The organism is Streptomyces paludis, from assembly GCF_003344965.1.
Classification (GTDB): Bacteria; Actinomycetota; Actinomycetes; order Streptomycetales; family Streptomycetaceae; genus Streptomyces; species Streptomyces paludis.
In genome coordinates, this window is the sequence record NZ_CP031194.1 from 1,010,465 (window position 1) to 1,034,967 (window position 24,503).

Here is a 24,503-nt window from a genome sequence, read left to right on the forward strand (position 1 = left end):
ACGCTTGCGGCCAGTGGGATGACCAGGGGTGTCGTCGGTGGTGGGGTGTGGTGGTGGGGCGGGCCGGGACGGCCGTTGTTTTGTTGCCGGTCCTGACCGGACATCTCGGATCCCCCTCCGGGCCGACACCGCGTCGGGGCGGCTCCGCGCCTCCCCCACCCTCGCCAACTGATCCGAACCTATCATCGGACCCTCAGGACCCTCAGCCTTCGGCCAGCCCCAACAGACGTCGCATCCGGAGGTACTTCGCCGTCAGGCGTTCCCTCGTAGCGGGAGCCAGCACGGCCAGCCTCGCGGGATCCGCGTTGTGCGCGAGGTCGGCCTCCTTGATCAGGCGCGCGCCGGGGACGGCGAGGATCCGGGCGGCGTACTCCTCCGGCGGTTCGGCCGGGTGTTTGGTCAGCGCCAGCACCATGTCCTTGACGGCCGCCGGCAGCGGCGCCGAGTCCAGCCAGGCGCGGGAGAGCGCGTCGTCCTCGATCGCGTCGTGCAGCCAGGCCGCGGCGATCTGTTCGTCGCTGCCGCCCCGCCGGGCGACCCCCTCCGCCACCGCCGCCAGGTGCTCCGCGTACGGCCGTCCCGCCTTGTCCGTCTGCCCCGCGTGCGCCCGGCGCGCCAGGGCCGCCACCTCGGGCAGGGGGAGGGACAGGGGGAGGGGGGAAGGGGTGTTCTGATTCGGTTGGGCTTTGGGGGCTTCGGCTTCCATGTGGGGATGATCCCTCTCGTCCGTCCGGTCGGTACACTCCCGGCCCGTGGCCCGTCGACACCGTCCCCCGCCGCCCGCCCCGCTCCCCCAGCGCGCCGGGATCGATCCCGTACGGCTGCGGCTGCCCGCGGATCCCGGCGGGGCGTGGGCGACCGTCCGGGACCATCTCGTGGCGCGGTTCGGCGCGGCCGTCGGGGTGGCGCGGGTCGAGGCGATGCTGCGGGACGGGCGGTTCGTGGGGGTGGACGGGGCCGCGGTCGGGGGCGGGGAGCCGTACACCGCCGGGCGGTACGTGTGGTTCCACCGGGACTTCGCCGCCGAGGAGCGGGTGCCGTTCGAGGTCGGGGTGGTCCACCGCGACGAGCGGATCGTCGTCGCCGACAAGCCGCACTTCCTGGCCACCACCCCGCGCGGCGGCCATGTCACCGAGACCGCCCTCGCGCGGCTCCGCGACACCCTCGGGCTGCCGGAACTCCAGCCCGCGCACCGGCTGGACCGGCTGACCGCCGGGCTGGTGCTCTTTGTCGTACGGGCCGGGGACCGGGGCGCGTACCAGACGCTGTTCCGGGACCGGGCGGTGCGCAAGGAGTACGAGGCGATCGCGCCGTACGACCCTGCCGTGGCGCTGCCCGTCACCGTGCGGGACCGGATCGAGAAGGAGCGCGGGGTGCTCACCGCGCGGGTGGTGCCGGGTGAGCCGAACGCCGAGAGCCGGGTCGAACTCGTCGAGCGCCGGGGCGCGTTGGGCCGCTACCGGCTGCTGCCCGCCACCGGCCGCACCCATCAGCTGCGGGTGCATATGAACGGTCTGGGGCTGCCGCTCCTGGACGACCCGCTCTATCCGGTCGTCCAGGACCGCGCCCCCGATGACTACACGCGCCCGCTCCAACTCCTCGCCAAGGTACTGGAGTTCACCGATCCGGTGACGGGCGCGCCGTGCCGTTTCGAGAGCCGGCTGCGGCTGGCTCAGTGGCCGCGCTGAATCCACTCCGCCAGCTGCGGCGCCTCGGCGCCCACCGTCGTGCTGTCGCCGTGTCCCGTCCGGACGACCGTCTCCGGCGGCAGCGCGAGCAGCCGGTCGCGGATCGAGTCGATGATCGTCGGGAAGTGCGAGAACGACCGGCCGGTGGCGCCGGGGCCGCCCTGGAAGAGCGTGTCGCCGGTGAAGACCGTCCCCAGCTGGGCCGCGTACAGGCAGACCGCGCCCGGCGCGTGCCCGGGGGTGTGCAGCACGGTCAGCGTGGTCCCGGCGACGGAGAGCGTGCCGCCGTCGGTCAGCTCGCCGTCCGGCAGCCGCTCGGGGTGGGTCTGCTTCCACAGCGGCAGGTCGTCCGGGTGCAGGAGGACGGGCGCGCCGGTGGCGGCGGCGAGCGCGGGGGCCGCGTCGATGTGGTCGTTGTGCGCGTGGGTGCAGACGATGGCGCGCAGTGTGCGGCCCGCGAGCGCGGCCTCGATGGCGGCGGCGTCGTGGGCGGCGTCGATGACGATCGCCTCGGTGTCGTCGCCGACGATCCAGACGTTGTTGTCGACGTCCCAGGTGCCGCCGTCGAGCGAGAAGGTGCCCGAGGTGACGAGATGGTCGATGCGTACGGTCATCAGAGCGCCACCACCGAGCGCAGGACATCGCCCTCGTGCATCCGCGCGAACGCCTTCTCGACGTCGCCGAGTCCGATGGTCTCGGTGACGAAGGCGCCGAGGTCGATCCGGCCCTGCTGGTGCAGGTCGATCAGCATCGGGAAGTCGCGGGACGGCAGGCAGTCGCCGTACCAGGACGACTTGAGCGCGCCCCCGCGGCCGAACACGTCGAGCAGCGGCAGTTCGAGCTTCATCTCCGGGGTGGGGACACCGACCAGGACGACCGTCCCGGCCAGGTCGCGGGCGTAGAACGCCTGCTTGTACGTCTCGGGGCGGCCGACCGCCTCGATGACGACATCCGCGCCGAAGCCGCCGGTCAGCTCGCGGATCGCCTCGACGGCGTCGGTGGAGCGGGAGTTGACGGTGTGGGTGGCGCCCATCGCCTTCGCCGTCTCCAGCTTGCGGTCGTCGACGTCGACGGCGATGATCCGGGCCGCGCCCGCGAGCCGCGCGCCGACGATCGCCGCGTCCCCGACACCGCCGCAGCCGATGACGGCGACGGAGTCGCCGCGGCCGACCTGTCCGGTGTTGATGGCGGCGCCGATGCCGGCCATCACCCCGCAGCCGAGCAGTCCGGCGACAGCCGGGGAGACGCTCGGGTCGACCTTGGTGCACTGGCCGGCCGCGACCAGGGTCTTCTCGGCGAAGGCGCCGATACCGAGGGCCGGGGACAGCTCCGTACCGTCGGTCAGGGTCATCTTCTGCTTGGCGTTGTGCGTGTTGAAGCAGTACTGGGGCCGCCCGCGCAGACAGGCCCGGCAGTTGCCGCACACCGCACGCCAGTTGAGGATGACGAAGTCGCCGGGGGCGACCTCGGTGACACCCTCGCCGACGGACTCCACCACACCCGCGGCCTCATGGCCGAGGAGGAAGGGGAAGTCGTCGTTGATGCCGCCCTGCTTGTAGTGCAGATCGGTGTGACAGACGCCGCACGCCTGGACCTTCACCACGGCCTCACCGGGCCCCGGGTCGGGGATGACGATCGTCTCGACCCGCACCGGCTCGTTCTTGCCGGGAGCGATGACCCCTTGCACCTGCTGCGCCATGCCAGGACCTGCCTTTCCTCGTACCTCGGGAACCTCACGAATGTACGTCAGGAGGCGGCGGCTCAGGGCGCCAGTACGTCGAGTTCGTGCAGGGCGCCCACCGCGATCTCCCTGGTCAGCTCCTCCGCGCGGGCCGCGTCGCCCGCGCGGATGGCCTCGGCGACCCCCACATGGAGGGTGACGGCGGCGGGGTCCGGGTCCGGGAACATCACCTGGTGCTGGGTCCGGCCGGTGAGGACCTCCGCGACGACATCGCCGAGCCGGGCGAACATCTCGTTGCCCGACGCGTTGAGCACCACGCGGTGGAAGGCGATGTCGTGGACGAGGTACTCCTCCAGCCGGCCGCCCCGGGAGGTGGCGACCATGCCGAGCGTCTGCTCGGTGAGCGCCGCGCACTGCTCGGGCGTGGCGTGGCGGGCGGCGAGCCCGGCGGCGACCGGTTCGACCGCGGAGCGCAGGGTGGTCAGCGAGCGGAGCTGGCGGGGGCGGTCGGTGCCGGCGAGGCGCCAGCGGATGACGCGCGGGTCGTAGACGTTCCACTCCTCGGTGGGGCGTACGGTCACGCCCACCCGGCGCCGGGACTCCACCAGATGCATGGACTCCAGGACGCGGACGACCTCGCGGACAACGGTGCGCGAGACGTCGAAGCGCTGCGCGACCTCGTCGGTGCGCACCACGCTGCCCTGCGGGTATTCGCCGGCGGTGATGGCGAGACCGAGGGTGTCCAGCACATGGGTATGCAGGCCCCGGCCTTCAGTGGTCATGGGGACAGCCTACGGGGCACGGTCCGGCAACAATAAGTACGACATTTATGTCACAGCCTCTTGAATAAGTCGTACCTAATGGGTTTCAGTAGCGCGACGGACTCGTGTCCGTCGGTGAACCGATGTCGAGGAAGACAGCGAGGCAAGCGATGAGCACCCCCCACGTCGTCGTGGTGATGGGCGTAGCAGGGACCGGGAAGACCACGGTCGGGCCCCTGCTCGCCGAGGCACTGGGCGTCCCGTACGCCGAGGGCGACGACTTCCACCCGCCGGCGAACATCGCCAAGATGTCCGCCGGTACGCCGCTGGAGGACGCCGACCGGTGGCCCTGGCTGGACGCGATCGGCGCGTGGGCCCATGGCCGGGAGGCGCTGGGCGGGGTGGCGAGCAGTTCCGCGCTCAAGCGGGTCTACCGGGACCGGCTGCGGGCCGGGGCGCCCGGGATCGTCTTCCTCCACCTCACCGGTGACCGGTCGCTCGTCGAGCGGCGGATGTCGGAGCGCAAGGGACACTTCATGCCCACCGCGCTGCTGGATTCGCAGTTCGCCACCCTGGAGAACCTGGGGGCCGACGAGGCGGGCGTGGCCGTCGATGTGTCGGGCACGCCGCAAGAAATAACCGAACGGGCCGTCGCCGCGCTGCGCCGGCTGGAAAACTGAAGGAACCCCCGTGACACCCCTGAGCAGTCTCAGCGTCGAGACGCTGGCAGCGGGCGCGACCGAGCCGATCACTTCGGCGGGCAACGCGCATCTGGGTCTGGCGGTCGTCGGCGGTATCGCCGTGATCGTCCTTCTCATCACCGTCTTCAAGCTGCACGCGTTTCTTGCCCTGACCCTGGGCTCGCTGGCCCTGGGCGCCTTCGCGGGCGCCCCGCTGGACAAGACCATCGCCAGCTTCACCGCCGGTCTCGGCTCGACGGTGGCGGGTGTCGGTGTGCTGATCGCGCTCGGCGCGGTCCTCGGCAAGCTGCTGGCGGACTCCGGCGGCGCGGACCAGATCGTCGACACGATCCTGGCGCGGGCCAGCGGCCGGGCGATGCCCTGGGCGATGGTGCTGATCGCGTCGGTGATCGGGCTGCCGCTCTTCTTCGAGGTCGGCATCGTGCTGCTGATCCCGGTGGTGCTGCTGGTCGCCAAGCGCGGCAACTACTCCCTGATGCGGATCGGTATCCCCGCGCTGGCCGGGCTCTCCGTGATGCACGGGCTGATCCCGCCGCACCCCGGTCCGCTGGTCGCGATCGACGCCGTCGGCGCCAACCTCGGCGTCACACTGGCGCTGGGCATCCTGATCGCCATCCCGACGGTGATCATCGCCGGTCCGCTCTTCTCCCGGTACGCCGCGCGCTGGGTGGACCTTCCGGTCCCCGAGAACATGGTCCCGGAGCGCACCTCCGACGATCTGAAGACCCGGCCGAGCTTCGGCGCGACCGTCGCCACCGTGCTGCTGCCCGTCGTGATGATGCTGGGCAAGGCGCTGGTCGACATCATCGTGGACGATCCGACGCACACGGTCCAGCGGGTCGCCGATGTCGTGGGCTCGCCGCTGATCGCGCTGCTCTCCGCCGTCTTCGTCGGTATGTTCACGCTCGGCCGGGCGGCCGGGTTCAGCAAGGGCAAGCTCTCCACGACCGTCGAGAAGTCGCTCGGCCCGATCGCGGGCGTGCTGCTGATCGTCGGCGCGGGCGGTGGCTTCAAGGGGACGCTGATCGACTCGGGCGTCGGCCAGATGGTGCTGGACATCTCCAAGAACTGGTCGATCCCGGCGCTGCTGCTGGCCTGGCTGATCGCCGTGGTGATCCGGCTGGCCACGGGCTCCTCGACGGTGGCGACGATCTCGGCGGCGGGTCTGGTGGCGCCGCTCGCGGCGGACATGTCCACGACGCACGCGGCGCTGCTGGTGCTGGCGATCGGTACGGGCTCGATCTTCTTCAGCCATGTGAACGACGCCGGGTTCTGGCTGGTGAAGGAGTACTTCGGAATGACCGTCGGACAGACGATCAGGACCTGGTCGGTGATGGAGACACTGATCTCGGTGACCGGGATCATCTTCGTCCTGCTGGTGTCGCTGGTGTTGTAGCGATCCGTCCGTACGCGTGACGCGGCCGCCCGCTCCCGATGTCCGGGGGCGGGCGGCCGCGTACCGTACGTGCGTAATCCGGCGGGGCCGGCCAGGGGTATGTCCGGTCAGACGGGGGTGCGTTCCGACTCGGCCTCGGCCACGGCCTTGTCCAGCTGGAACGCCTCGTTGCCCAGCCCGATCCGGGCGTGCACCTCCGGCTTGACGGAGCGCAGCACCAGTCCGTAGACGAGTCCGACGGCGAGCGCGAGACCCATCAGACCGGGCAGGATCCAGCGGAGCGCGGAGCCGGGGCCCGCGTCGATGAGCACACCGAAGTCCTTGACGGTGTAGAAGGCGATGGTCACGAGCGCGACGATCGCGAGCCCGGAGGAGATCAGCCGGGGGGCGTGGGTACGGCCCGCGCCGCGCCGCAGGAAGAAGACGATGACGGCGAGGGACGCCAGCGCCATCAGGGTGATGACACCGAGCGCGCCGACACTGCCCATCCAGGTGAACTGCCGCAGCACCGGCGCCGTCGGGTCGCCGTGCGGCTTGTCGTCGGTGACCGCGAAGGCGGCGATGGCGCCCACCGAGATCAGGGTCTGGAGCACGGAACCGTACGCGGGCGCGCCGCTGTTCCTGGTGGTACGGCCGAAGCCGTCGGGCAGCAGGCCCTCGCGGCCCATCGCGAAGGCGTAGCGCGCGACCACGTTGTGGAAGCTGAGCAGCGCGGCGAACATGCCCGTCACGAAGAGGATGTGCAGCAGGTCGGCGAAGGTGCTGCCGAGCCGCTCCTGGGTGAGCCCGAAGAGCAGTCCCGGGCCCTGCTCCACCGACAGGTTGACGATGGAGCCGGGCCCGGCGGCGACGGTCAGCGCCCAGGCGCTCACGGCGAGGAAGACCGAGGCGTAGCCGACGGCGAGGAACATGACGCGGGAGACGACGATGTGCGGCCGGCTCGTCTCCTCCGCGTACACCGGGGCCTGCTCGCAGCCGACGAAGGCGGCGACGCAGAAGCAGAGCGCGGTGCCGAGCCCCGCGCCCGTCAGGCTGGCCGGGTCGAAGGCGGCCATGGACAGGCCCTCCGGGCCCGGCTCGGCGACGACCGCGATGTCGAAGATCACCACGAGGACGCACTCGATGGCCAGCAGGACGCCGAGGACCTTGGCGTTGAGGTCGATCTTCAGCCAGCCGAGGACGGCGATGCCCGCGCAGGCGGCGAGCGCGGGCACCCACCACGGTATGGCGAGGCCGAGATACTGGTCGAAGATCGCGGAGACCTCGAAGCCCAGCAGGCCGTAGACGGCGAACTGCATGCAGCTGTAGGCGACGAGGGCGAGGATCGAGGCGCCGGCGCCGAAGGTCGGGCCCAGGCCGCGGGCGATGTAGGCGTAGAAGGCGCCCGCGTTGTGGATGTGCCGGCTCATCTCGGCGTATCCGAAGCTGAACAGGATCAGGATGACGCCGAGGATGAGATAGAGCAGCGGCTGCCCGACGATGCCCATCACGCCGAAGACGCTGGGCATGAGTCCGGCGACCACCAGCATCGGCGCGCTCGCCGCCATCACGGAGAGCAGCAGGCCCACGGTGCCGAGCCGGTTGGCGCGCAGCGCCCGTTCATGCCCCTTGTACGTGTTGATCTCGCCGGTACGCGAACTGCCGCTCGTACTCGAACTGCCCGTCGACATGACAGGGATGTCCTTTCAGGAGGATGCGGAGAGGAGAGAAGAAGTGGGGCGGCCCTTCAGACGGAGCCGAGCGCTTCGTTGCGCGCGGCGATGAACGCCTGGTGCGGGTCCCGGTCCGGGTAGGACCAGGGGGCCGGGGTGATATGTCCCCCGATGCGCTGGAAGAGGGCGGCGGCCTCGGCGACCCGCCCGTCGTGGAACTGCGCGTGGGCGAGGAAGTTGAGGTCCACGCGGTTGCGCGGATGCTCGGCGGTCTCCCACTCCAGCCACCAGTTGAACGCCACCTTCAGCACCTGCCGGGCGCGCCGCCCGGTCCAGTGCCCCGAGGAGGCGGGGTCGGCGGGCTCGTGCCCGGCGGCGGCGAGCACGCGGTAGCGCTCGGCGTGGGCGACGACGGGCAGGATCGCCAGCGGGGAGTCCGCGGGGGCCTGCTCGGCGGCCCAGGACGCGAAGTCGTAGACCTCGTGGAGGGGGTCCTGCCCGGCGTCGGCGCGGCGTTCGGCGAGCCGCGCGGCCATCAGGTGATGGGCGTGGTGGTGGTCCGGGTGGCGGGTCCTGACCTCGTCGAAGAACCGGGAGGTCTCCTCCTCGGTGCCGATGGAGCGGGCCAGCAGCAGCAGTCCGAGCCAGGGGGTGGGGTCGGCGGGTGCCAGGAGTACGGCGTCCCGGCACGCGGCCCGGGCCGGGCCCTCCTTCGCCTTGCCGTTCAGTACGCCGTACACCTTGGCGCAGGCGAGCAGGGTGGTGGCGTCGGCGCTGCCGGGTTCGGCGAGCAGCCAGTCCCCGCTCCAGACGGCGGCGCCGGACGCCTGCGCGAGGACGAGGACGCGGTGGCCGCGACGGTCCCAGTCCGGTCCGGTAGCGGCGAGCAGGGTACGCGCCTCGGACCAGCGGCCCTGGGCCAGCTGATCTCTTGCGGCGGCGAGTTCGACGTCATCCAGGGCCGGGTCGAAGAAGTGCTCGGGGCGTGAGCCCCGTCTTCGCAAGCGGCCCAGGGGTGGCGGCGGAGGCGGGGACATCCGCGGGATTCCTCCAGGCACGTGAACGAGCGATGATCGCGGATAGCCAATCGGTAGCCAACACCTCACGTCAAGTGCTGACTTGACACGGAACGGCGTCAACTCGCCTTAACAGCACGGAGATTACTCTGCGGTACAAATGAAGGCGCGTCCGCCGCGCCCCGGACACGGAGCGTGGCGAACGCGCGGAACCGTCGCGGTGCTACCCGCGTCACACCGTGCCCTCAGCGCACCGCCTGCGCCGCCGCGCGGCCCGCCGTACGGCCCGAGAAGACACAGCCGCCGAGGAAGGTCCCCTCCAGCGAGCGGTAGCCGTGCACCCCGCCGCCGCCGAAGCCGGCCGCCTCGCCCGCCGCGTAGACGCCGGGCAGCGGGTCGCCGCCGTCGGTCAGGACCCGGGAGGACAGATCGGTCTCCAGGCCGCCGAGCGACTTGCGCGTCAGGATGTTCAGCCGTACGGCGATCAGCGGGCCCGCCTTCGGGTCGAGGATCCGGTGCGGGGTGGCCGTACGGATCAGCTTGTCGCCCAGGTATCTGCGGGCGCCGCGGATCGCCGTCACCTGAAGGTCCTTGGTGAACGGGTTGGCGATCTCCCGGTCCCGCGCGGTGATCTCGCGGCGCAGCTCGCCCTCGTCGATCAGCTGCTCGCCGGTGAGCTTGTTCATGGCGCGCACGAGCGCGCCCAGATCCTTCTCGACGACGAAGTCGACGCCCTTGTCCATGAACGCCTTCACCGGCCCCGGCACGTCCGCGCGCGCCCGCCCGAGCACATCGCGGACCGACTTGCCGGTCAGGTCGGGGTTCTGCTCGGAGCCCGAGAGCGCGAACTCCTTGCCGATGATGCGCTGGTCGAGCACGAACCAGGTGTACTCGTGGCCGGAGCGCATGATGTGCTCCAGCGTGCCGAGTGTGTCGAAGCCGGGGAAGAGCGGCACGGGCAGCCGGCGCCCGCGCGCGTCCAGCCAGAGCGAGGACGGGCCGGGCAGGATCCGGATGCCGTGCCGCGCCCAGATCGGGTTCCAGTTCTCGATGCCCTCGGTGTAGTGCCACATCCGGTCGCGGTTGATGTGACGGGCGCCGGCCGCCTCCGCGACGCCGAGCATCAGCCCGTCGACATGCGCGGGCACCCCGGAGAGCAGCTTGCGCGGCGGGGTGCCGAGCCGCTCGGGCCACTGCGCGCGGACGAGGTCGTGGTTGCCGCCGATACCGCCCGAGGTGACGATCACGGCCTGCGCGCGGAGCGAGAAGTCCCCGCTGACCGTACGGCTGCTGGCGGTGCCGCGCGCGGCGTCGCTGGGCTCCAGGACCTCGCCGGTGACGGTGTCGACCGTACCGGCGGTGCTGGCCAGCCCGGTGACGCGGTGCCGGAAGCGCAGCGTCACCCGGCCCCTGGCGACGCCCTCGCGCACCCGCCGCTCGAAGGGCTCGACCACACCGGGGCCGGTGCCCCAGGTGATGTGGAAGCGCGGTACGGAGTTGCCGTGGCCGGTGGCGTCGTAACCGCCGCGCTCGGCCCAGCCGACCACCGGGAAGAAGCGCACGCCCTGCCCGTGCAGCCAGGCGCGCTTCTCACCGGCCGCGAAGTCCACGTACGCCTCGGCCCACTTGCGCGGCCAGTGGTCCTCGTCCCGGTCGAAGCCGGCCGTACCGAGCCAGTCCTGAAGGGCGAGGTCCCGGCTGTCCTTGATGCGCAGCCGGCGCTGCTCGGGCGAGTCCACGAGGAAGAGCCCGCCGAACGACCAGTGCGCCTGCCCGCCGATCGAGCGCTCGGGCTCCTGGTCGAGGACGATGACGGAGCGGCCCGCGTCGGCCACTTCGGCGGCGGCGACCAGTCCCGCGAGCCCCGCCCCGATCACAATCACGTCAGCGTCGTACGCCATGGCATCCATCCTTCGCGGGCTTCACGGGCGGGCCGGGTTGAGTTGAGTGGTCCGATCTTCCGTACGGGCGAGTAACGAGTCAACTGGTTGGATGGACCGGATGGAGATCGCACGGACGATCGGATGGACGAAGGGATGGACGACATGTTGAGCGATACGCCGGACCCCGCCGACGAGATCCTGGACTTCGTCGACGAGGACGACCGGGTCCTGGGGCAGGCGCCGCGCGGCGAGCTGTACGCGAAGGGGCTGCGCCACCGGTGCGCCTTCGTGCTCGTCCGGGACCCGGCGGACCGGATCTTCGTCCACCGCAGGACCGCGCGGAAGCTCGCCTTCCCCTCCCTGTACGGCATGTTCGTGGGCGGGGTCCTCGGCGCGGGCGAGAGCTACGACGAGGCGGCGCTGCGGGAGGCGGAGGAGGAGCTGGGGGTGTCGGGCCTGGAGCGGCCCGTACCGCTGTTCCCGTTCCGCTACGACTCCCCCGACGGAAGGTTCCGGGAGCACGCGTACGTGTACGAGGTGCGCTGCGCGCTGCCGGTGCGCCCGCAGCCGGAGGAGATCGCCTGGCACGCCTTCCTGCCGGAGGAGGAGCTGGTGCGGCGGCTGGTCGAGTGGGAGTGGGTCCCGGACGGGCTGGTCGCGTACGAGCGGCTGCGGGCGCTCCGCGCCGGGGGCGGCGGCCCCGCGTAGGGTGCGACATGTGATCGATTTCGTACGGAACCTGCGGCTGTGGTTCGCGCCCCAGCGTGTCGCCGAGGAGGGCGACACCCCGGACTACCGCTTCTCCCTCGCCAACGAGCGCACGTTCCTGGCCTGGATCCGTACGGCGCTCGCCCTGGTCGGCGGCGGTTTCGCGGTCGACCAGTTCCTGCCGGACCTGCGCTGGGGGGTCCGGGTCGGGCTCGCGGTGACGCTGCTCGCGGCGGGCGCGCTGTGCGCGCTGCGCGCGGTCAGCCACTGGATCCGCTGCGAGCGCGCGATGCGCCGCAAGGAGGACCTGCCGGTCTCCGCCTTCCCCACGCTGCTGAGCCTGGCGGTGGCAGTGGTGGCGCTGGCGATGCTGGCGTTCGTGGCGCTGGGGCGGGCGGGCTGATGCCGGCGGGCACGGCCCCTGGCACCGCCGGCGACGCCGACCGTGACCCCGGCCTCCAGCCGGAGCGGACCCGGCTCGCGTGGCGGCGTACGACACTGACGTGCACGGTGGTGCTCGTCCTCGCGGTACGGCAGGCGGTACGGAGCGGGACGACGACGGCGGCGGGGCTGACGGTGGTGGCCGTGGGCCTGCTGGTGTGGCTCGCGTTCCTGTGGGTGGCGCAGCGCCGCATAACGGCACTGAGCACGGCCGCGTCCGCACCGCGCGTCCTCGGAACGGGCACCGCGATCGCGCTGACGGCCTGCACGCTGCTGCTGGCGCTGTGCGCGGTGGCGGTCACGGGGTGAGCGGGACGGCGGGCTGGGCCTGGGCCTGGTCCGCGCCGGTGGTCCGCTCCGTGGTCCACGCCCACGGCGGCAGCGCGTCGGGCGCGGCGGCGCGCGTAGTGCCGTGCGGCAATGCTTCCCCGGAAGGCGCGCCCGCCGCGGTGCGTGCGTAACGGAGCCACCTGGGCTTTTGGCCAACGCGGCGAGCGTGCGCGCTGGGCGTCGCGACGGCGCAAAGCCGCCCGGTCAGCCCGGGCCTGCCGTGACGACCACCTTGCCGCCGGTCCCGCCCGCCTCGGCGTGGCGGAAGGCGTCCGCCGTCCGTTCCAGGGGGTATGTCCGCGCGATCTCGACCTCCAGCACGCCCTGTTCGGCGAGGGCGGCGAGCGTCGCGAGGTCGGTGGCGTCGGCGCGGGCGAAGGCGTAACGGCCGCCCAGCTCCGTCACTCCGCCGTCCGCGACGGAGGCGAGCCGGCCGCCGGGCGCGAGCAGCGGCGGGGTGGCCCGCAGCAGGTCGCCGCCGATGATGTCGAACGCCGCGTCCACCCCGTCCGGCGCCAGCGCGCGCACCTGCGCGCCCAGTTCGTCCGGGCCCGCCCCGTACCGTACGGGCTCCCCGCCGAGCGCGCGGACGCGCTCCTGCCCGGACTCGCGGGCCGCGCCGATGACCCGGGCGCCGAGATACCGGCCGAGCTGCACGGCCATCGAGCCGACGGCGCCCGCCGCCGCGTGCACGAGGAGGGTCTCCCCGGCGCGCACCCGCAGCACCCGGTGGAGCACCTGGTACGCGGTGAGTCCCGCCAGCGGCAGCCCGGCCGCCTCGGCGAAGCTCAGCGCGCTCGGCTTGCGGGCGAGCGTACGGACGGGGGCCGCCACGTACTGCGCGAATGTCCCGCGCGAGAGGAAGTCCTCCCGTACGTATCCGATGACCTCGTCCCCGGCGGCGAACTCGGTGACGGCCGCCCCGGGGCGTACCACCACTCCGGCGACGTCCCAGCCGGGGATCACCGGGAAAACGGTGTCGAGAATCCCGTCGAGGTACCCCTCGCGGCACTTCCAGTCGACGGGATTCACCGCCGCCGCCCGTACCTCCACGAGGACGGTGTCGGGCCCGACCTTGGGCTCGGGGCGGTCGCCGTACTCCAGGACGTCGGCTCCGCCGTAGCGGCGGTACGTCACGGCCTTCATCGTCATGCTCCGACACTCCGACGCCCCGGGCCCGGCCGCAAGCCGAGCGGGGAAGAACGCGAGCCCGCGGCGGCAATGGGGCGGGACCGGCCAGGACGTACGGCCGGGGACCCGCTTCCGGCGGTGCCTCGTCAGCTGAAAGGCTCGGGGCGACCATTCGTACCGACCCCCGGGAGCCCCCATGCCCGCGACCGACCCGTACACCGTCCGTCTCGCGCCCGATGTGTACGCCTACGTCCAGCCGGACGGCGGCTGGTGTCTGAGCAACGCCGGTTTCGTCAGCGACGGGGAGTCCACCCTGCTGATCGACACGGCGGCCACCGAGCGGCGGGCGCTGGCGCTCCGGGAGACGCTGCGGGCGGCCGGGGCGCCGCTGCCGCGTACCGTCGTCAATACGCACCACCACGGCGATCACACGTACGGCAACGGGGTGTTCGTGCCGGAGGCGACCGTGGTCGGCCACGCGGCGTGCCGCAGCGAGCAGGACGCGGCCGGGCACCAGCTCCATCTGGTCTGGCCCGAGACCGACTTCGGCGACATCACGATCACCCCGCCGACCATGACGTACGACGACCGGCTCACCCTCCACGCGGGCGGGACCGAGGTCCGGCTGATCCACCCGGGGCCGGCGCACACCATCGGGGACTCGATCGTGCATCTGCCGGAGCGCGGGATCGTCTTCACCGGGGACCTGATCTTCCGGGGCGGGACGCCGTTCGTCCTCATGGGGTCGCTGCGGGGCTCGCTGCGGGCGCTGGACCTGCTGCGCTCGCTCGACGCGACCCATGTCGTACCTGGCCACGGTCCGGTCGGGGACACCTCGGTGTACGACGCGACGGAGCGCTATCTGCGGTACGTCACCGAGCTGGCCGCCGAGACCCATGCCAAGGGTCTGACGCCGCTGGAGGCCGCGCAGGGCGCGGACCTCGGGGAGTTCGCGGAGTGGCGGGAGAGCGAGCGGCTGGTGGCCAATCTGCACCGGGCGTACGCGGAACTGGACGGGCTGCCGGACGGTTCGCCGCTCGACGTGGTCGAGGCGTTCGCCGACATGACGACGGTGAACGGCGGTGTGCCGGTGGCCTGTCACGCCTGAGGCCCGACGGCGGCCAGGTGGCGGACGGGTGGCGGATGGGGTGCGGGAGCGGAACAGGTACTGGACGACATACCGACTGGTCGGCATCATGGGGACACGGCCGGCCACCACGCCCGCGCCCGCCCGCACCCACCCGCATCCGCCCCCGGAGGTACGCCCGATGAGCGCTCCCGCCGCCGCACCGCCACCGGGCCCGCCGGACCCGCCGGACTCCCCTGACCGGTCCGACCCGCCCGGGCTCGACACCCAGCGGCTGCGCGCCCACCTCGACGGCGCGCTGCCCGGCCCGGTGGGCGGCCCGCTCGACGCGCGGCTGATCGAGGGGGGCCGGTCGAATCTGACGTACACGGTCACGGACGGCACCGCCCGCTGGGTGGTGCGCCGGCCGCCGCTCGGCCATGTCCTCGCCACCGCCCACGACATGACGCGCGAGTACCGGGTGATCGAGGCGCTCCACCCGACCGCCGTCCCGGTGCCGGAGCCGCTGCTGCTCTGCGCGGACGCGTCGGTGCTCGGCGCGCCGTTCTACGTGATGGAGCACGTTCCGGGCACCCCGTACCGTACGGCCGAACAGCTGGCCCCGCTCGGTCCCGAGCGCACCCGGGCCGCCGTCCTCGCGCTGGTGGACACACTGGTCGAGCTGCACTCCGTGGACCCCGCGGCGGTCGGCCTGGCGGACTTCGGGCGGCCGGACGGCTTCCTCGACCGGCAGTTGCGGCGCTGGGGCAAGCAGCTGGACGGGTCGCGCAGCCGCCCGCTGCCCGGCATCGACGCACTGCACACCGCCCTCGGCCGGTCGCTGCCCGGCTCGCCCGCGCCCGCCGTGATCCACGGCGACTACCGGCTCGACAACGTACTCCTCGGCGACGACGACCGGATCAACGCCGTGCTCGACTGGGAGATGTCCACGCTCGGCGATCCGCTGACCGATCTCGGGCTGCTCGTGATGTACAGCGTGCCGCTCGGTCTGCCGGGCTCCCCGGTCGGTACGACGGCGGGCGCGCCCGGGCATCCGGCGCCCGCCGAACTGATCGAGCGGTACGCGGCGGGCTCGGGCCGGGACACCTCGGCCATCGCCTGGTACACGGCCTTCGCCTGGTTCAAGCTCGCCGTGATCCTGGAGGGCATCCACTACCGCTACACGCTCGGGCAGACGGTGGGGGCGGGCTTCGACCGGATCGGCGATCTCGTCCCGGTCTTCATCGAGCACGGTCTGACCACCCTCAAGGAAGGCTGAGTACGCCCATGGACTTCGCATTCGACGCCCGTACCGAAGAGCTGCGAGACCGGCTGCTCGCCTTCATGGACGAGCACGTGTACCCGGCCGAGCCGGTCGCCCACGAGCAGCGCCAGGCGCTGGCCGACCCCTGGGGCACGCCCGCGATCGTGCCGGAGCTGAAGGCCGAGGCGCGCCGCCGGGGCCTGTGGAACCTCTTCCTGCCCGACGCGGAGTACGGCGCCGGGCTGACCAACCTCCAGTACGCGCCCCTCGCCGAGATCACCGGCCGCTCCCCGCACCTGGCGCCGACCGCGCTGAACTGCGCGGCGCCGGACACCGGGAACATGGAGGTGCTCGCCCAGTTCGGCTCTGAGGAGCAGCGCAAGCAGTGGCTGGAGCCGCTGCTGGCGGGCGAGATCCGGTCGGCGTTCGCCATGACCGAGCCCGAGGTGGCGTCGTCGGACGCGACGAACATCCGGACGCTGATCCGGCGCGACGGCGACGACTACGTCATCAGCGGCCGCAAGTGGTACATCTCCGGGGCCATGAACCCGGACTGCGCGGTCTTCATCGTGATGGGCAAGACCGACCCGGACGGTACGGACCCGCGCCGCCAGCAGTCGATGGTCCTGGTCCCGCGCGACACCCCCGGGGTGACGGTCCGCCGCGCGATGCGGGTGTACGGCTACGAGGACCACGCCCACGGCGGCCACGCCGAGGTGATCTTCGACGACGTACGGGTCCCCGCCGGCCATCTCGTCGGCGAGGAGGGCGGCGGCTTCGCCATCGCCCAGGCGCGGCTGGGGCCCGGCCGGATCCACCACTGCATGCGGCTGATCGGCATGGCGGAGCGGGCCATCGAGCTGATGTGCCGGCGCGCCGTGTCCCGTACGGCGTTCGGCAGGCCGATCGCCCAGCAGGGCGTCGTACAGAACTGGATCGCGGATGCCCGGGTGACGGTCGAACAGCTGCGGCTGCTGGTCCTCAAGACGGCCTGGCTGATGGACACCGTCGGCAATCGCGGCGCGCACACCGAGATCCAGGCCATCAAGATCGCGACACCGCGCGCGGTGGCCGGGATCATCGACTCGGCGGTCCAGCTGCACGGCGCGGGCGGGGTCAGCCAGGACTTCCCGCTGGCCGAACTCTGGGCCGCCGCCCGTACGTTGCGCCTCGCGGACGGGCCGGACGAGGTGCACCAGCGCTCGCTGGCGCGCCGGGAGCTGAAGAAGTACGTCTGAGGAGTACGTCTGATCCTAGAGGTACCCCGGCGCTACGGGCGCAGCGCCCGCAGCAGCAGGTCCGCGAGGTGGTCGGCGACCTGCTGCGGGGTGAGCGGGCCGTCGGGGCGGTACCAGGTGGAGAGGTGGTGGACGGAGCCGAAGTGGTAGTCCACCACCAGATCGGCGGGGGTCGCCGTGGAGAAGACGCCGGTGCGCTGGCCCTCCTCCACCAGGGCGCGGAAGCGCTCGTGGTAGCGGCGGCGCTCGGTCCGTACGCTCTGGTTCTTCTCCGGGCTCAGATGGTGCATGGAGCGGAAGAAGATCGCGGCGTCGTCCAGGTTGTCGATGGTCGTCACGACGACATCGGCCGCCGCCGCGCGCAGCCGGTCGGCCACGGGCTCGTCCGCGTCCGCGAAGGCGTCCAGACGCTCCTGCTGGAGCCTCAGGACGCGGGCGTAGACCTCCTGGAGGAGATCCTCCTTGGAGCCGAAGTAGTGGTAGAGCGCGCCTTTGGTGACCCCCGCCGCCTCCACGATCTCCTGGACCGAGGTGCGGTCGTAGCCACGTTCGGCGAAGAGCCGGGTGGCGGCGGCCAGCAGCCGCCGGGGTACGGGGGTACCGTCCCCGTCCGTAGTCCTGGCCATGTCGGCCACCCGCCTTTCCGGTCCGTGCGCCGCCGTGTCCGGCGCTCCCCCTTGGGGCACCCACGGCTGGGGAACACCGTTCCCGTCCCAGGATCTTCCCACTCGTGGTCCCGGGCGGCTCGGGCAGTGTCCCGGCCTCGCGCGGCCGTGGCGCGGTGCCGGCCGCCCCGGCGGGAGCGACCGGCACCGCCGGCGGTCACAGTACGGCGAACACGGTTCCCCTGCGCCGGAGTTGGCCGAGGGCCGTGTCGAGCGCGGCCACCGTCCCCGACCGGTCGCCGCCGCCGTCGTGGCAGAGCACGATGTCACCGGGGCGCGCGCGCAGCACGGTCCGCGCGATACGGGCCGCCGGCGGGGCGCGCCAGTCCTTGGGGTCCACGCTCCAGTCGACGGGCGTGAGTCCCTGTTCGCGCGCCGCGCCGAGCACGGTACGGGACCAGCCGCCGGCCGGGGCGCGGAAGAGGGCCGGGGTGACCCCGGTCGCGTCGGTGACCACGCGCTGGGTACGGCGGATCTCCTCGTGGATCCGTGCGGGCGGCAGGGCGGCGAAGGGCTGCGGGTGGCTGTACGTGTGGTTCCCGAGCGTGTGTCCCGCCGCGAGGATCCTCCGCAGCAGCTCCGGATGCCGGGCCGCGCGTTCGCCCACCACGAAGAACGTCGCCCGTACGCGGTGGGCGTCGAGCACGTCGAGCAGGAGCGGGGTCCAGCGGGGGTCCGGGCCGTCGTCCACGGTCAGGGCCACCGGACGGGAAGGCGCGTCCGGGCGGGGAGACGCGTCCCGGCGGGGAGACGCGTCCGGGCCCCGCCCGCCGGCCGCCGGGACCCCGTACAGCGGTCCGTGGGCCAGCAGCGGGCGCCGGCCCGTACGCCCGGGGCCCCCGGCCCGCCCGGCGCCGCGCCAGACCTCAGCCCGGCGTACAAGGCTCCAGGCCGCCTGGGCGAGGTGGGCGCGTACGGGATCAGACACCGCGGGCTCCGGTGCCGCGCGGACCGGCCGACGGGGAGGAGCCGGTGGCGGTCGAGGAGCCCGCGGCGGTCGTGGGGCGGGGCGCCCGGCCGGCCGGCGTACCGAAGTCGCGGTCGAAACGGCTGCGCACCCAGCCGGTCGCCGCGCCCAGCGCGATCTGTACGTTGACCAGCAGATGGAGGCCGACGAAGAGCGGTACGAAACCGATCCCCCGCTTACGGCGGACGAACCCGAGGAGCGCCGGGTCCGCGGCGGCGAACGCGGCCACCCCGAGCACCGGGATCGGCGCCAGCGCGGGAACGAAGAGGGCCACGGGCGCGGTGACGGCGGTGAGGAGCGCCGCGGCCACGCCGAGTTCGCTGTTGGCCCGCAGCGCACCGGGGCGCCGGCGGTGCGCGGCGGCGAACGGAAGCAGGTACTGGGCGCGGCGGAACTGTTCGCGGAGCATCCGGCCGAGCCGGTGCTCCTCGTCGTGGGCCGCGACGATCCGGTCGGTGAGGAGGATGCCGTGGCGCGCGGCCAGGCGTTCGCTGTACTCCACGTCCTCGCTGTCCCGCAGCGCGGGCTCGAACGGGCCCACCTCCTCGAAGACGGCGCGGGGCATGGCCGCCGCGGCGAAGTACGCCGTGGGGGTCGGGCCGACACCCTTGAGCCGCCAGTGGTGTGCGTGCAGGGTGCGGTACCACTCCACCGGGCCGTCGTCCACGAGGGGTTCGGCGGCGATGATGCCGTGCACACAGCCGAGCCGCGGGTCCGCCGACAGCAGGTCGACCGCGTTCTCCAGCGCGTCGGGGGCGAGCGCCTGGTCCGAGTCGAGGAAGAACAGGATGTCGCCGCGGGCGGCGGCCGCTCCGGCGTTGCGCGCCATGGAGACGCCGCCGTTGCGTTCGGCCCGTAACACCCGGCAGTCGAAGCGGCCGGCCACCTCCACGGAGTTGTCGGTGCTGGCGTCGTCCGAGACGATCACTTCGAACGCCGGAAGGGTCTGCGCGGCCAGGGAGGCGAGGCACAGCTCCAGCGTCGCGGCGTAGTTGTAGTTGGGGATGACGACGGAGACCCGCGCCGGGGAGCGGGGACGGTCGGCGGCGGGCACGGAGGACGCGGTCACGGTGACACCTTCGGGACGGGGACCGGGGTCGCGGTCGGACGGACGGGCGAACGGGCGGGGGGAAAAGAGACAGACGGGGCGGTGTGTCCGCCCGGCCGGATCGCCGGGCGGACATGCGTCACCGGGGCGGCCCCGGTCACGCGTCGGGGCGGGACGGGATCAGACGGCCTCGTCGAGGATCCGGCGCAGCTCCGCCGGCAGCTCCAGCTCCGCGCCCACGAGGCACTCGTCGAGCTGGGCCACCGAGCTGACCCCGACGATCGGCACCACGGCGGGCTCGCCGCCGGTCAGCCAGGCCAGGACCACCTGGACCGGGGTGACGCCCAGCTCGGCGGCGACCTTGGCGAGCGCGCGCAGCCGGCGCTCGGTGCCGGGGTGCGCGTAGTACTCGGGAAGGGACTCCTCCGGGCGGTTGTAGGCGCCCCAGAGCAGCGAGGTGTACGCGAAGAAGGTGAGCCGGTGGGTGCCCACGTAGTCCAGCAGATCGTCGGTCGCGTGGACATGGCCGCCCTCGGGCAGGGTGGTCCCCGGCCGGGGCCGCAGATACGAGTAGCGCTGCTGCACGGCCGCGTACGGGGTCCAGCCGCGCCGCTCGGCGAGCGAGCGGGTCTCGGCGAGCCGCCAGGCGGGGTGGTTGCTGGCGCCCAGCGACCGGGCCTTTCCGTCGGTCACGGTCCGGTGGAAGGCGGCGAGGGTCTCCTCGTCGGGGGTGGTCCGGTCCTCGCGGTGCGCGTAGTAGAGGTCCACATGGTCGGTGCCCAGTCGGCGCAGGGTCCCCTCCAGCTGCTCCTGGATCACGGCCGGCGCGAGCCCTTCGGCCTGCCCGTCCGGCCCGGGGCCCGAGCCGACCTTGGAGGCGAGGGTCAGTCCGTCCCGGCCGCCCCGGTCCTTCAGCCAGCGGCCCAGCACGGCCTCGCTCTCGCCGCCGCTGCCGCCGGGCACCCAGAACGAGTAGCAGTTGGCGGTGTCGATGGTGGTTCCGCCCGCCTCCACGAACCGGTCCAGGATCGCGAACGATGTCTCCTCGTCGACCGTGGTGCCGAAGGGCATGGCCCCCAGACACACCGTGCTGACGGGGATACCGGTGTCCTGGCCCATGGATCGCTGTCGCATCTTTCCTCCGGGATTCCGGTGGGGTGCGCGGGAGTGTGTTTCCGCTCAACCCACTTGTTTTAAAGGGGTGTTGACCACACCGTAGAGGGGGCCGTGGACAGGCCGGAACGCGTACCCGGCGATGTGGGAGTTTCGGCGAGCGGGGCGTACGACCTTTGTGCCACGCCCCGGTCAGCCGCCGGGGACCGACAGGACGAGCGCCTGGGCCCGGTGGTCGGACATGCCCCGGCTGTCCACCGTCCGGTACTCGTGGACCGTGACCGATTCGCTGGTGAACGCCCAGTCGAGCCGCCACAGCGCCGGTCCGCTCGCCGGCCAGGTCCCCGGGTACAGCAGGCCGCTCGCGGGCAGCGCGTCCTTCAGCCGGCCGCCGAGCCGGCGCACCTCACCCATGGCCGAGGTGCCGTTCATGTCGCCCGCCACCACCACGGGCAGCCGGTTCTCCGCCAGATCCCGCTCCAGCGCCCGGTAGTGGGCCTGGCGCCGGACCTCCTGGGCCCGCATGAACTCAGGGAACCGCGCCGAGAAGGGATCCATCGAGACATCGAGCTGTACCGGGACATGGATGTTGTAGAACGTCATCACCCGCCCGTCGACCCGCAGATCGGTGCGGAGCACCTTGTACCGGTAGTACTCCGGGAACCCTCCGTCGGGCGGCTTCCCGATACCGGGATCGGACAGGTACGGCCAGCTGTCCAGCGCGCGCCACTCCTCGATCGGATACCGGGACATCGTCAGCACCTCGCCGACCGCCACAACATGGAACCCCGGGAAACGGGCGCGGAGTTCGGCCACATGGTCCACCCGGACCGGCCGGTGTCGCGCCAGGTCCCAGGAGACATGCTCCTGAAGCAGATAGACATCGGCCCGCTGCGCCTTCAGATACGCGTAGAACTCCTCGGGGTCGTCGCTGTCGTCCCAGTACTCGGTGTTCCACGAGAACACCCGAGGCGCCCCCGGCGGTGCGGCCGTCGTACCGCCGAGGCCCGGCAGCGCGTGCGCGTTCAGTCCCGCCAGGGGCAGACCGAGCAGCAGAGCGCAGAGCGCGGCGACGGACAGCCGGCCCCTGGCCCCGCGCGCCGCCGGGGTGAGCGCCAGCAGGAGCAGCGGCACCACCAGGAACGTCAGGGGAGGCAGCAGCTCCACCGGCCGCCACCACCAGTGCTCGCCGGTGAGGAGCAGGAACGCCACCAGGAACACCGTCCACAGCGCGACGGCCACGGCGAGCGTCCGGGTCATCCGGCCCGCCGCCCGGCCGGCCGTCCGTCCGGCCGCCTCCCCGGCCGCCGGTGGCCGGGGAGGCACCGGCGCGCGGGGCTCGCCGGCTCCCCCGGCCGCCCGCACCTCGTCCACGGGCACGGGCACAGGCACGCTCATGCCGTCATCCCGGGATTCCGTACGGTCGGCTCCCCCGGCGCGCCGGAGATCTCCTCCCGGGCGGTCTCCTCCCCAGCGGTCAGCCACTGGGTCTCGTACAGCCGGCGGAACCGGCCGGACAACAGCCAGTAGACGGCGCCCACCGCGATGCCCGACGAGATGGCGACGTTGGTGGCGAAGGCCACCGAGGTGAAGACCGCGAGAAAGCGCGCGCCCCGGCGCTTGAGGACATAGCGGTACATCGGCAGATCCCCGGCGACCGAGAGCCCGGCCAGGGCCACCGGCGCCAGGAGCCACCACGGGCCGAGCAGGGCGAGCGGCAGGGCGGCCACCGCGCCGAGGGCCGCCACCGCGGCCATGGACCGGGACGCGGTCTCGAACCCCTTGGCGAAGCGCCGGCGCCGGGCGAACAGCGGGACCCTCAGCCGGGCCCGCCGGAACAGCTTGCGCAGCAGGGCCGACAGCTTGTCGTCGTCGTCATGGCGGCCCAGGACATGAGGGGTGACCATGATCTCGTAGCGCGCGGACATCCGTTCGCCGTACTCGACCTCCTCGGTCTGCCGCAGCCGCGGGTTGAACGGGCCGATCTCCTGGAAGACCTTGCGCGGGATCGCGGTGAGCGAGGAGAAGAGGAAGCTGACCGTACCGAGCGAGTCCATCCGCCAGCAGTACGCCTGCAGCACCCGGCACTCCTCGACGACGCTGTCCCGGATCAGCGGCTGGTCCTCGTAGATGCCGCAGACCGCGCCGTACCCCGGATTGGCGAGCAGCTCCTCGACCGCCTTCTCCACCGCGTCCGGGCGCAGCGCCACATCGGAGTCGACGAAGAACAGGATCTCGCCGCGCGCCGCCGCCGCGCCGGTGTTGCGGGCGACGGCGACGCCGCTGTTGCCGGGGGTCTGGAGGACGGTCACATCCCGGCTGCGGGCGATCTTCAGGGAGTCGTCGGTGCTGTGGTCGTCGACCACGATCACTTCGAGCGGGGCGTACGTCTGGCGCAGCGCCGCGTCGACACAGAGCCCTATGGAGTTCCGGTAGTTGTAGTTGGGGATGACGACCGACACGAGAGGTCGGGGCACAGTGATCCTCCTGAGAGGGTGACCGGTCGTGGGCGGACCGGTGGCGGGCGGACTGGTGGCGGAGGGGCTCGTAGCGGGTGGGCCAGGAGCGGGCGGGCTGGTCAGTAGCGGGCGGCGAGCAGGGTGCCGCCGAGCAGCAGCGCCCAGAGCAGGAAGTTGACGACCATGGCGCGGTCGCGCAGCAGGATGCGGGTCGGCTCGCCGCCGTCGCCGTCGACATGCAGCAGTTGCAGATAGCGGGCCATGGCGAAGAGCGCGAACGGCGCCGAACCGAGAATCGCCAGGTCGGTGTGCGGAGCGCCGACCGACTCCTCCAGGTTGAGCAGGAAGGTGATGACGGTGACCCCGGCGCACAGCGCGATCAGATGGTCGAGGAACGGGACGGAGTAGCCGCGCAGGGAAGGACGGTGGGAGACACCCCCGGCCGTCATCTCGTGCCGGCGTTTGCCCAGGACGAACACCAGGCAGAGCGAGAACACCGAGACCAGCATCCAGCCGCGGACCGCCGTACCGCCGGCCAGATGGCCCTGGACCACGCGGAGGGCGAATCCGATGGCCACGATGAAGACGTCCAGCAGGGGAACGTGCTTCAGCCCGCGGCTGTAGGCGAGGTTGAGGGCGAGATAGACGGCGATCGGCCACCAGTCGGTGACGGGGCCGTACAGCGCCGCCGCCGTCAGCAACAGCGCGAGCCCGGTGCCGAGGGCGAGGGCGGCGGACACACTCACCTGCCCCGAGGCGATCGGACGGTGGCGCTTGTCGGGGTGCAGCCGGTCGCGGTGCCGGTCGGAGAGATCGTTCAGTACGTACACCAGGGACGAAGCGAGGGTGAACAGCAGGACGGCCCAGGCGGTGCGGGCCGCCAGCCCCTGCGGCGCCGTCTGCGCGTCGAGCAGCGCGAGCGGCACCACCAGCAGGTTCTTCGGCAGCTGCCCCGGGCGTACGAGGGACAGCAGCGCCCGCGGCAGGCTCCGGGAGGGGCGGGGGCGGGGCGGGGGCTCCGTGGGCGGAGCGGTGTTACGGGGCCGGGTGTCGCCGGTCCGGGTGTCGTCCTCGGTCCGGTCGTGGACCGTCACGTCATGGACCGTCAGGTCGTCGCGAGGCCGGTCACGTAACCGCCGGGGCGGCGGCGCGTCGGGCAGAGCGGCGTTGAGGGCGGTGGTGTCGAGGGAGCTGGTATCGAGGGTGGTGGTGTCGAGGGGGCTGGTGTCGAGGCTGGTCTTGAGGGGGCTGGTGTCGAGGGGCTGGTCGGCACTCGTCGTCACGTCGGTCTCCCG

General features: G+C 72.6%; 25 protein-coding genes. 9 read left to right on the forward strand and 16 right to left on the reverse strand.

What is annotated here, in order from left to right:
* Window positions 1-202 precede the first annotated feature (202 nt).
* Window positions 203-706, reverse strand: coding sequence for an HD domain-containing protein (locus DVK44_RS04365; RefSeq protein ID WP_114658417.1), 504 nt, complete (start codon window positions 704-706; stop codon window positions 203-205).
* 46 nt (window positions 707-752) lie between these two features.
* Between DVK44_RS04365 and DVK44_RS04370 the strand changes: the two genes are divergently transcribed.
* Window positions 753-1,688 (forward strand): pseudouridine synthase, encoded by a 936-nt coding sequence (locus tag DVK44_RS04370; protein WP_114658418.1) that lies wholly within the window; start codon window positions 753-755, stop codon window positions 1,686-1,688.
* Here DVK44_RS04370 and DVK44_RS04375 read toward each other — a convergent pair.
* The 3 genes from DVK44_RS04375 to DVK44_RS04385 form a co-directional block, all read right to left on the reverse strand.
* On the reverse strand, window positions 1,673-2,302 hold the full coding sequence (locus DVK44_RS04375) for an MBL fold metallo-hydrolase (RefSeq protein WP_114658419.1): 630 nt from the start codon (window positions 2,300-2,302) through the stop codon (window positions 1,673-1,675). The two genes, DVK44_RS04370 and DVK44_RS04375, sit on opposite strands and share 16 nt — an antisense overlap.
* Entirely contained in the window at window positions 2,302-3,387 is a 1,086-nt protein-coding gene (locus DVK44_RS04380; protein WP_114658420.1) for an S-(hydroxymethyl)mycothiol dehydrogenase, read from the reverse strand. Before DVK44_RS04380 ends, DVK44_RS04375 begins: the two co-directional genes overlap by 1 nt.
* 62 nt (window positions 3,388-3,449) lie before the next feature.
* Window positions 3,450-4,151, reverse strand: a complete 702-nt coding sequence (locus DVK44_RS04385; protein WP_114658421.1) for a FadR/GntR family transcriptional regulator — start codon at window positions 4,149-4,151, stop codon at window positions 3,450-3,452.
* A 149-nt stretch (window positions 4,152-4,300) separates the two neighbouring features.
* On the opposite strand from DVK44_RS04385, the gene DVK44_RS04390 reads away from it, so the two are divergent.
* Both DVK44_RS04390 and DVK44_RS04395 read left to right on the forward strand, forming a co-directional pair.
* The gene (locus DVK44_RS04390; protein ID WP_114658422.1) at window positions 4,301-4,810 is read left to right on the forward strand and encodes a gluconokinase; all 510 of its coding nucleotides are present in this window, start codon (window positions 4,301-4,303) and stop codon (window positions 4,808-4,810) included.
* 19 nt (window positions 4,811-4,829) lie between these two features.
* Window positions 4,830-6,227, forward strand: a complete 1,398-nt coding sequence (locus DVK44_RS04395) for a GntT/GntP/DsdX family permease (RefSeq protein WP_114664887.1) — start codon at window positions 4,830-4,832, stop codon at window positions 6,225-6,227.
* Window positions 6,228-6,334: 107 nt separating this feature from the next.
* Here the strand turns inward: DVK44_RS04395 and DVK44_RS04400 are convergent, their stop codons facing one another.
* From DVK44_RS04400 to DVK44_RS04410, 3 genes are all read right to left on the reverse strand, one after another.
* Window positions 6,335-7,897, reverse strand: a complete 1,563-nt coding sequence (locus tag DVK44_RS04400; protein ID WP_114658423.1) for an APC family permease — start codon at window positions 7,895-7,897, stop codon at window positions 6,335-6,337.
* Between the two features lie 56 nt (window positions 7,898-7,953).
* Complete coding sequence (locus tag DVK44_RS04405; RefSeq protein ID WP_114658424.1) at window positions 7,954-8,916, reverse strand: hypothetical protein; 963 nt, start codon at window positions 8,914-8,916, stop codon at window positions 7,954-7,956.
* A gap of 224 nt (window positions 8,917-9,140) precedes the next feature.
* Window positions 9,141-10,796: an FAD-binding dehydrogenase gene (locus DVK44_RS04410; RefSeq protein WP_114658425.1), complete on the reverse strand. Its 1,656-nt coding sequence runs from the start codon at window positions 10,794-10,796 to the stop codon at window positions 9,141-9,143.
* A gap of 144 nt (window positions 10,797-10,940) precedes the next feature.
* Between DVK44_RS04410 and DVK44_RS04415 the strand changes: the two genes are divergently transcribed.
* The 3 genes from DVK44_RS04415 to DVK44_RS04425 are packed head-to-tail and all read left to right on the forward strand — an operon-like array spanning window position 10,941 to window position 12,236.
* Window positions 10,941-11,486: an NUDIX domain-containing protein gene (locus DVK44_RS04415; RefSeq protein WP_114664888.1), complete on the forward strand. Its 546-nt coding sequence runs from the start codon at window positions 10,941-10,943 to the stop codon at window positions 11,484-11,486.
* A 10-nt stretch (window positions 11,487-11,496) separates the two neighbouring features.
* Window positions 11,497-11,889 carry a YidH family protein gene (locus tag DVK44_RS04420; protein ID WP_114658426.1) on the forward strand — a complete coding sequence of 131 codons (393 nt, stop codon included), beginning with the start codon at window positions 11,497-11,499 and terminating at the stop codon, window positions 11,887-11,889.
* The gene (locus DVK44_RS04425; protein ID WP_114658427.1) at window positions 11,889-12,236 is read left to right on the forward strand and encodes a DUF202 domain-containing protein; all 348 of its coding nucleotides are present in this window, start codon (window positions 11,889-11,891) and stop codon (window positions 12,234-12,236) included. The genes DVK44_RS04420 and DVK44_RS04425 overlap by 1 nt, the downstream gene beginning before the upstream one ends.
* Here the strand turns inward: DVK44_RS04425 and DVK44_RS37560 are convergent.
* Window positions 12,226-12,348, reverse strand: coding sequence for a hypothetical protein (locus tag DVK44_RS37560; protein ID WP_269439572.1), 123 nt, complete (start codon window positions 12,346-12,348; stop codon window positions 12,226-12,228). The two genes, DVK44_RS04425 and DVK44_RS37560, sit on opposite strands and share 11 nt — an antisense overlap.
* Before the next feature lie 113 nt (window positions 12,349-12,461).
* Window positions 12,462-13,403, reverse strand: coding sequence for an NADP-dependent oxidoreductase (locus DVK44_RS04430; RefSeq protein ID WP_114664889.1), 942 nt, complete (start codon window positions 13,401-13,403; stop codon window positions 12,462-12,464).
* Between the two features lie 181 nt (window positions 13,404-13,584).
* Between DVK44_RS04430 and DVK44_RS04435 the strand changes: the two genes are divergently transcribed.
* The 3 genes from DVK44_RS04435 to DVK44_RS04445 all read left to right on the forward strand — a co-directional run bounded on the left by DVK44_RS04435 (window position 13,585) and on the right by DVK44_RS04445 (window position 16,956).
* Window positions 13,585-14,496, forward strand: coding sequence for an MBL fold metallo-hydrolase (locus DVK44_RS04435; protein WP_114658428.1), 912 nt, complete (start codon window positions 13,585-13,587; stop codon window positions 14,494-14,496).
* A gap of 160 nt (window positions 14,497-14,656) precedes the next feature.
* Window positions 14,657-15,733, forward strand: a complete 1,077-nt coding sequence (locus tag DVK44_RS04440; RefSeq protein WP_114664890.1) for a phosphotransferase family protein — start codon at window positions 14,657-14,659, stop codon at window positions 15,731-15,733.
* An 8-nt stretch (window positions 15,734-15,741) separates the two neighbouring features.
* A complete protein-coding gene (locus DVK44_RS04445; RefSeq protein WP_114658429.1) occupies window positions 15,742-16,956 on the forward strand; it encodes an acyl-CoA dehydrogenase family protein in 1,215 nt (404 codons plus the stop codon).
* 32 nt (window positions 16,957-16,988) lie between these two features.
* Here DVK44_RS04445 and DVK44_RS04450 read toward each other — a convergent pair whose 3' ends face one another.
* From DVK44_RS04450 to DVK44_RS04480, 7 genes are all read right to left on the reverse strand, one after another.
* Complete coding sequence (locus DVK44_RS04450) at window positions 16,989-17,582, reverse strand: TetR/AcrR family transcriptional regulator (RefSeq protein ID WP_114664891.1); 594 nt, start codon at window positions 17,580-17,582, stop codon at window positions 16,989-16,991.
* Between the two features lie 196 nt (window positions 17,583-17,778).
* Window positions 17,779-18,549, reverse strand: coding sequence for a polysaccharide deacetylase family protein (locus tag DVK44_RS04455; RefSeq protein WP_228446984.1), 771 nt, complete (start codon window positions 18,547-18,549; stop codon window positions 17,779-17,781).
* Window positions 18,542-19,657, reverse strand: coding sequence for a glycosyltransferase family 2 protein (locus DVK44_RS04460; protein WP_228446985.1), 1,116 nt, complete (start codon window positions 19,655-19,657; stop codon window positions 18,542-18,544). The genes DVK44_RS04455 and DVK44_RS04460 overlap by 8 nt, the downstream gene beginning before the upstream one ends.
* A 159-nt stretch (window positions 19,658-19,816) precedes the next feature.
* Window positions 19,817-20,770 carry an aldo/keto reductase gene (locus DVK44_RS04465; RefSeq protein ID WP_114658430.1) on the reverse strand — a complete coding sequence of 318 codons (954 nt, stop codon included), beginning with the start codon at window positions 20,768-20,770 and terminating at the stop codon, window positions 19,817-19,819.
* Between the two features lie 171 nt (window positions 20,771-20,941).
* Window positions 20,942-22,147 (reverse strand): endonuclease/exonuclease/phosphatase family protein, encoded by a 1,206-nt coding sequence (locus DVK44_RS04470; protein ID WP_114658431.1) that lies wholly within the window; start codon window positions 22,145-22,147, stop codon window positions 20,942-20,944.
* Window positions 22,144-23,226, reverse strand: coding sequence for a glycosyltransferase family 2 protein (locus DVK44_RS04475; RefSeq protein WP_331461573.1), 1,083 nt, complete (start codon window positions 23,224-23,226; stop codon window positions 22,144-22,146). The genes DVK44_RS04470 and DVK44_RS04475 overlap by 4 nt, the downstream gene beginning before the upstream one ends.
* Before the next feature lie 101 nt (window positions 23,227-23,327).
* Window positions 23,328-24,491 (reverse strand): UbiA prenyltransferase family protein, encoded by a 1,164-nt coding sequence (locus DVK44_RS04480; RefSeq protein ID WP_228446986.1) that lies wholly within the window; start codon window positions 24,489-24,491, stop codon window positions 23,328-23,330.
* Window positions 24,492-24,503: the final 12 nt, after the last annotated feature.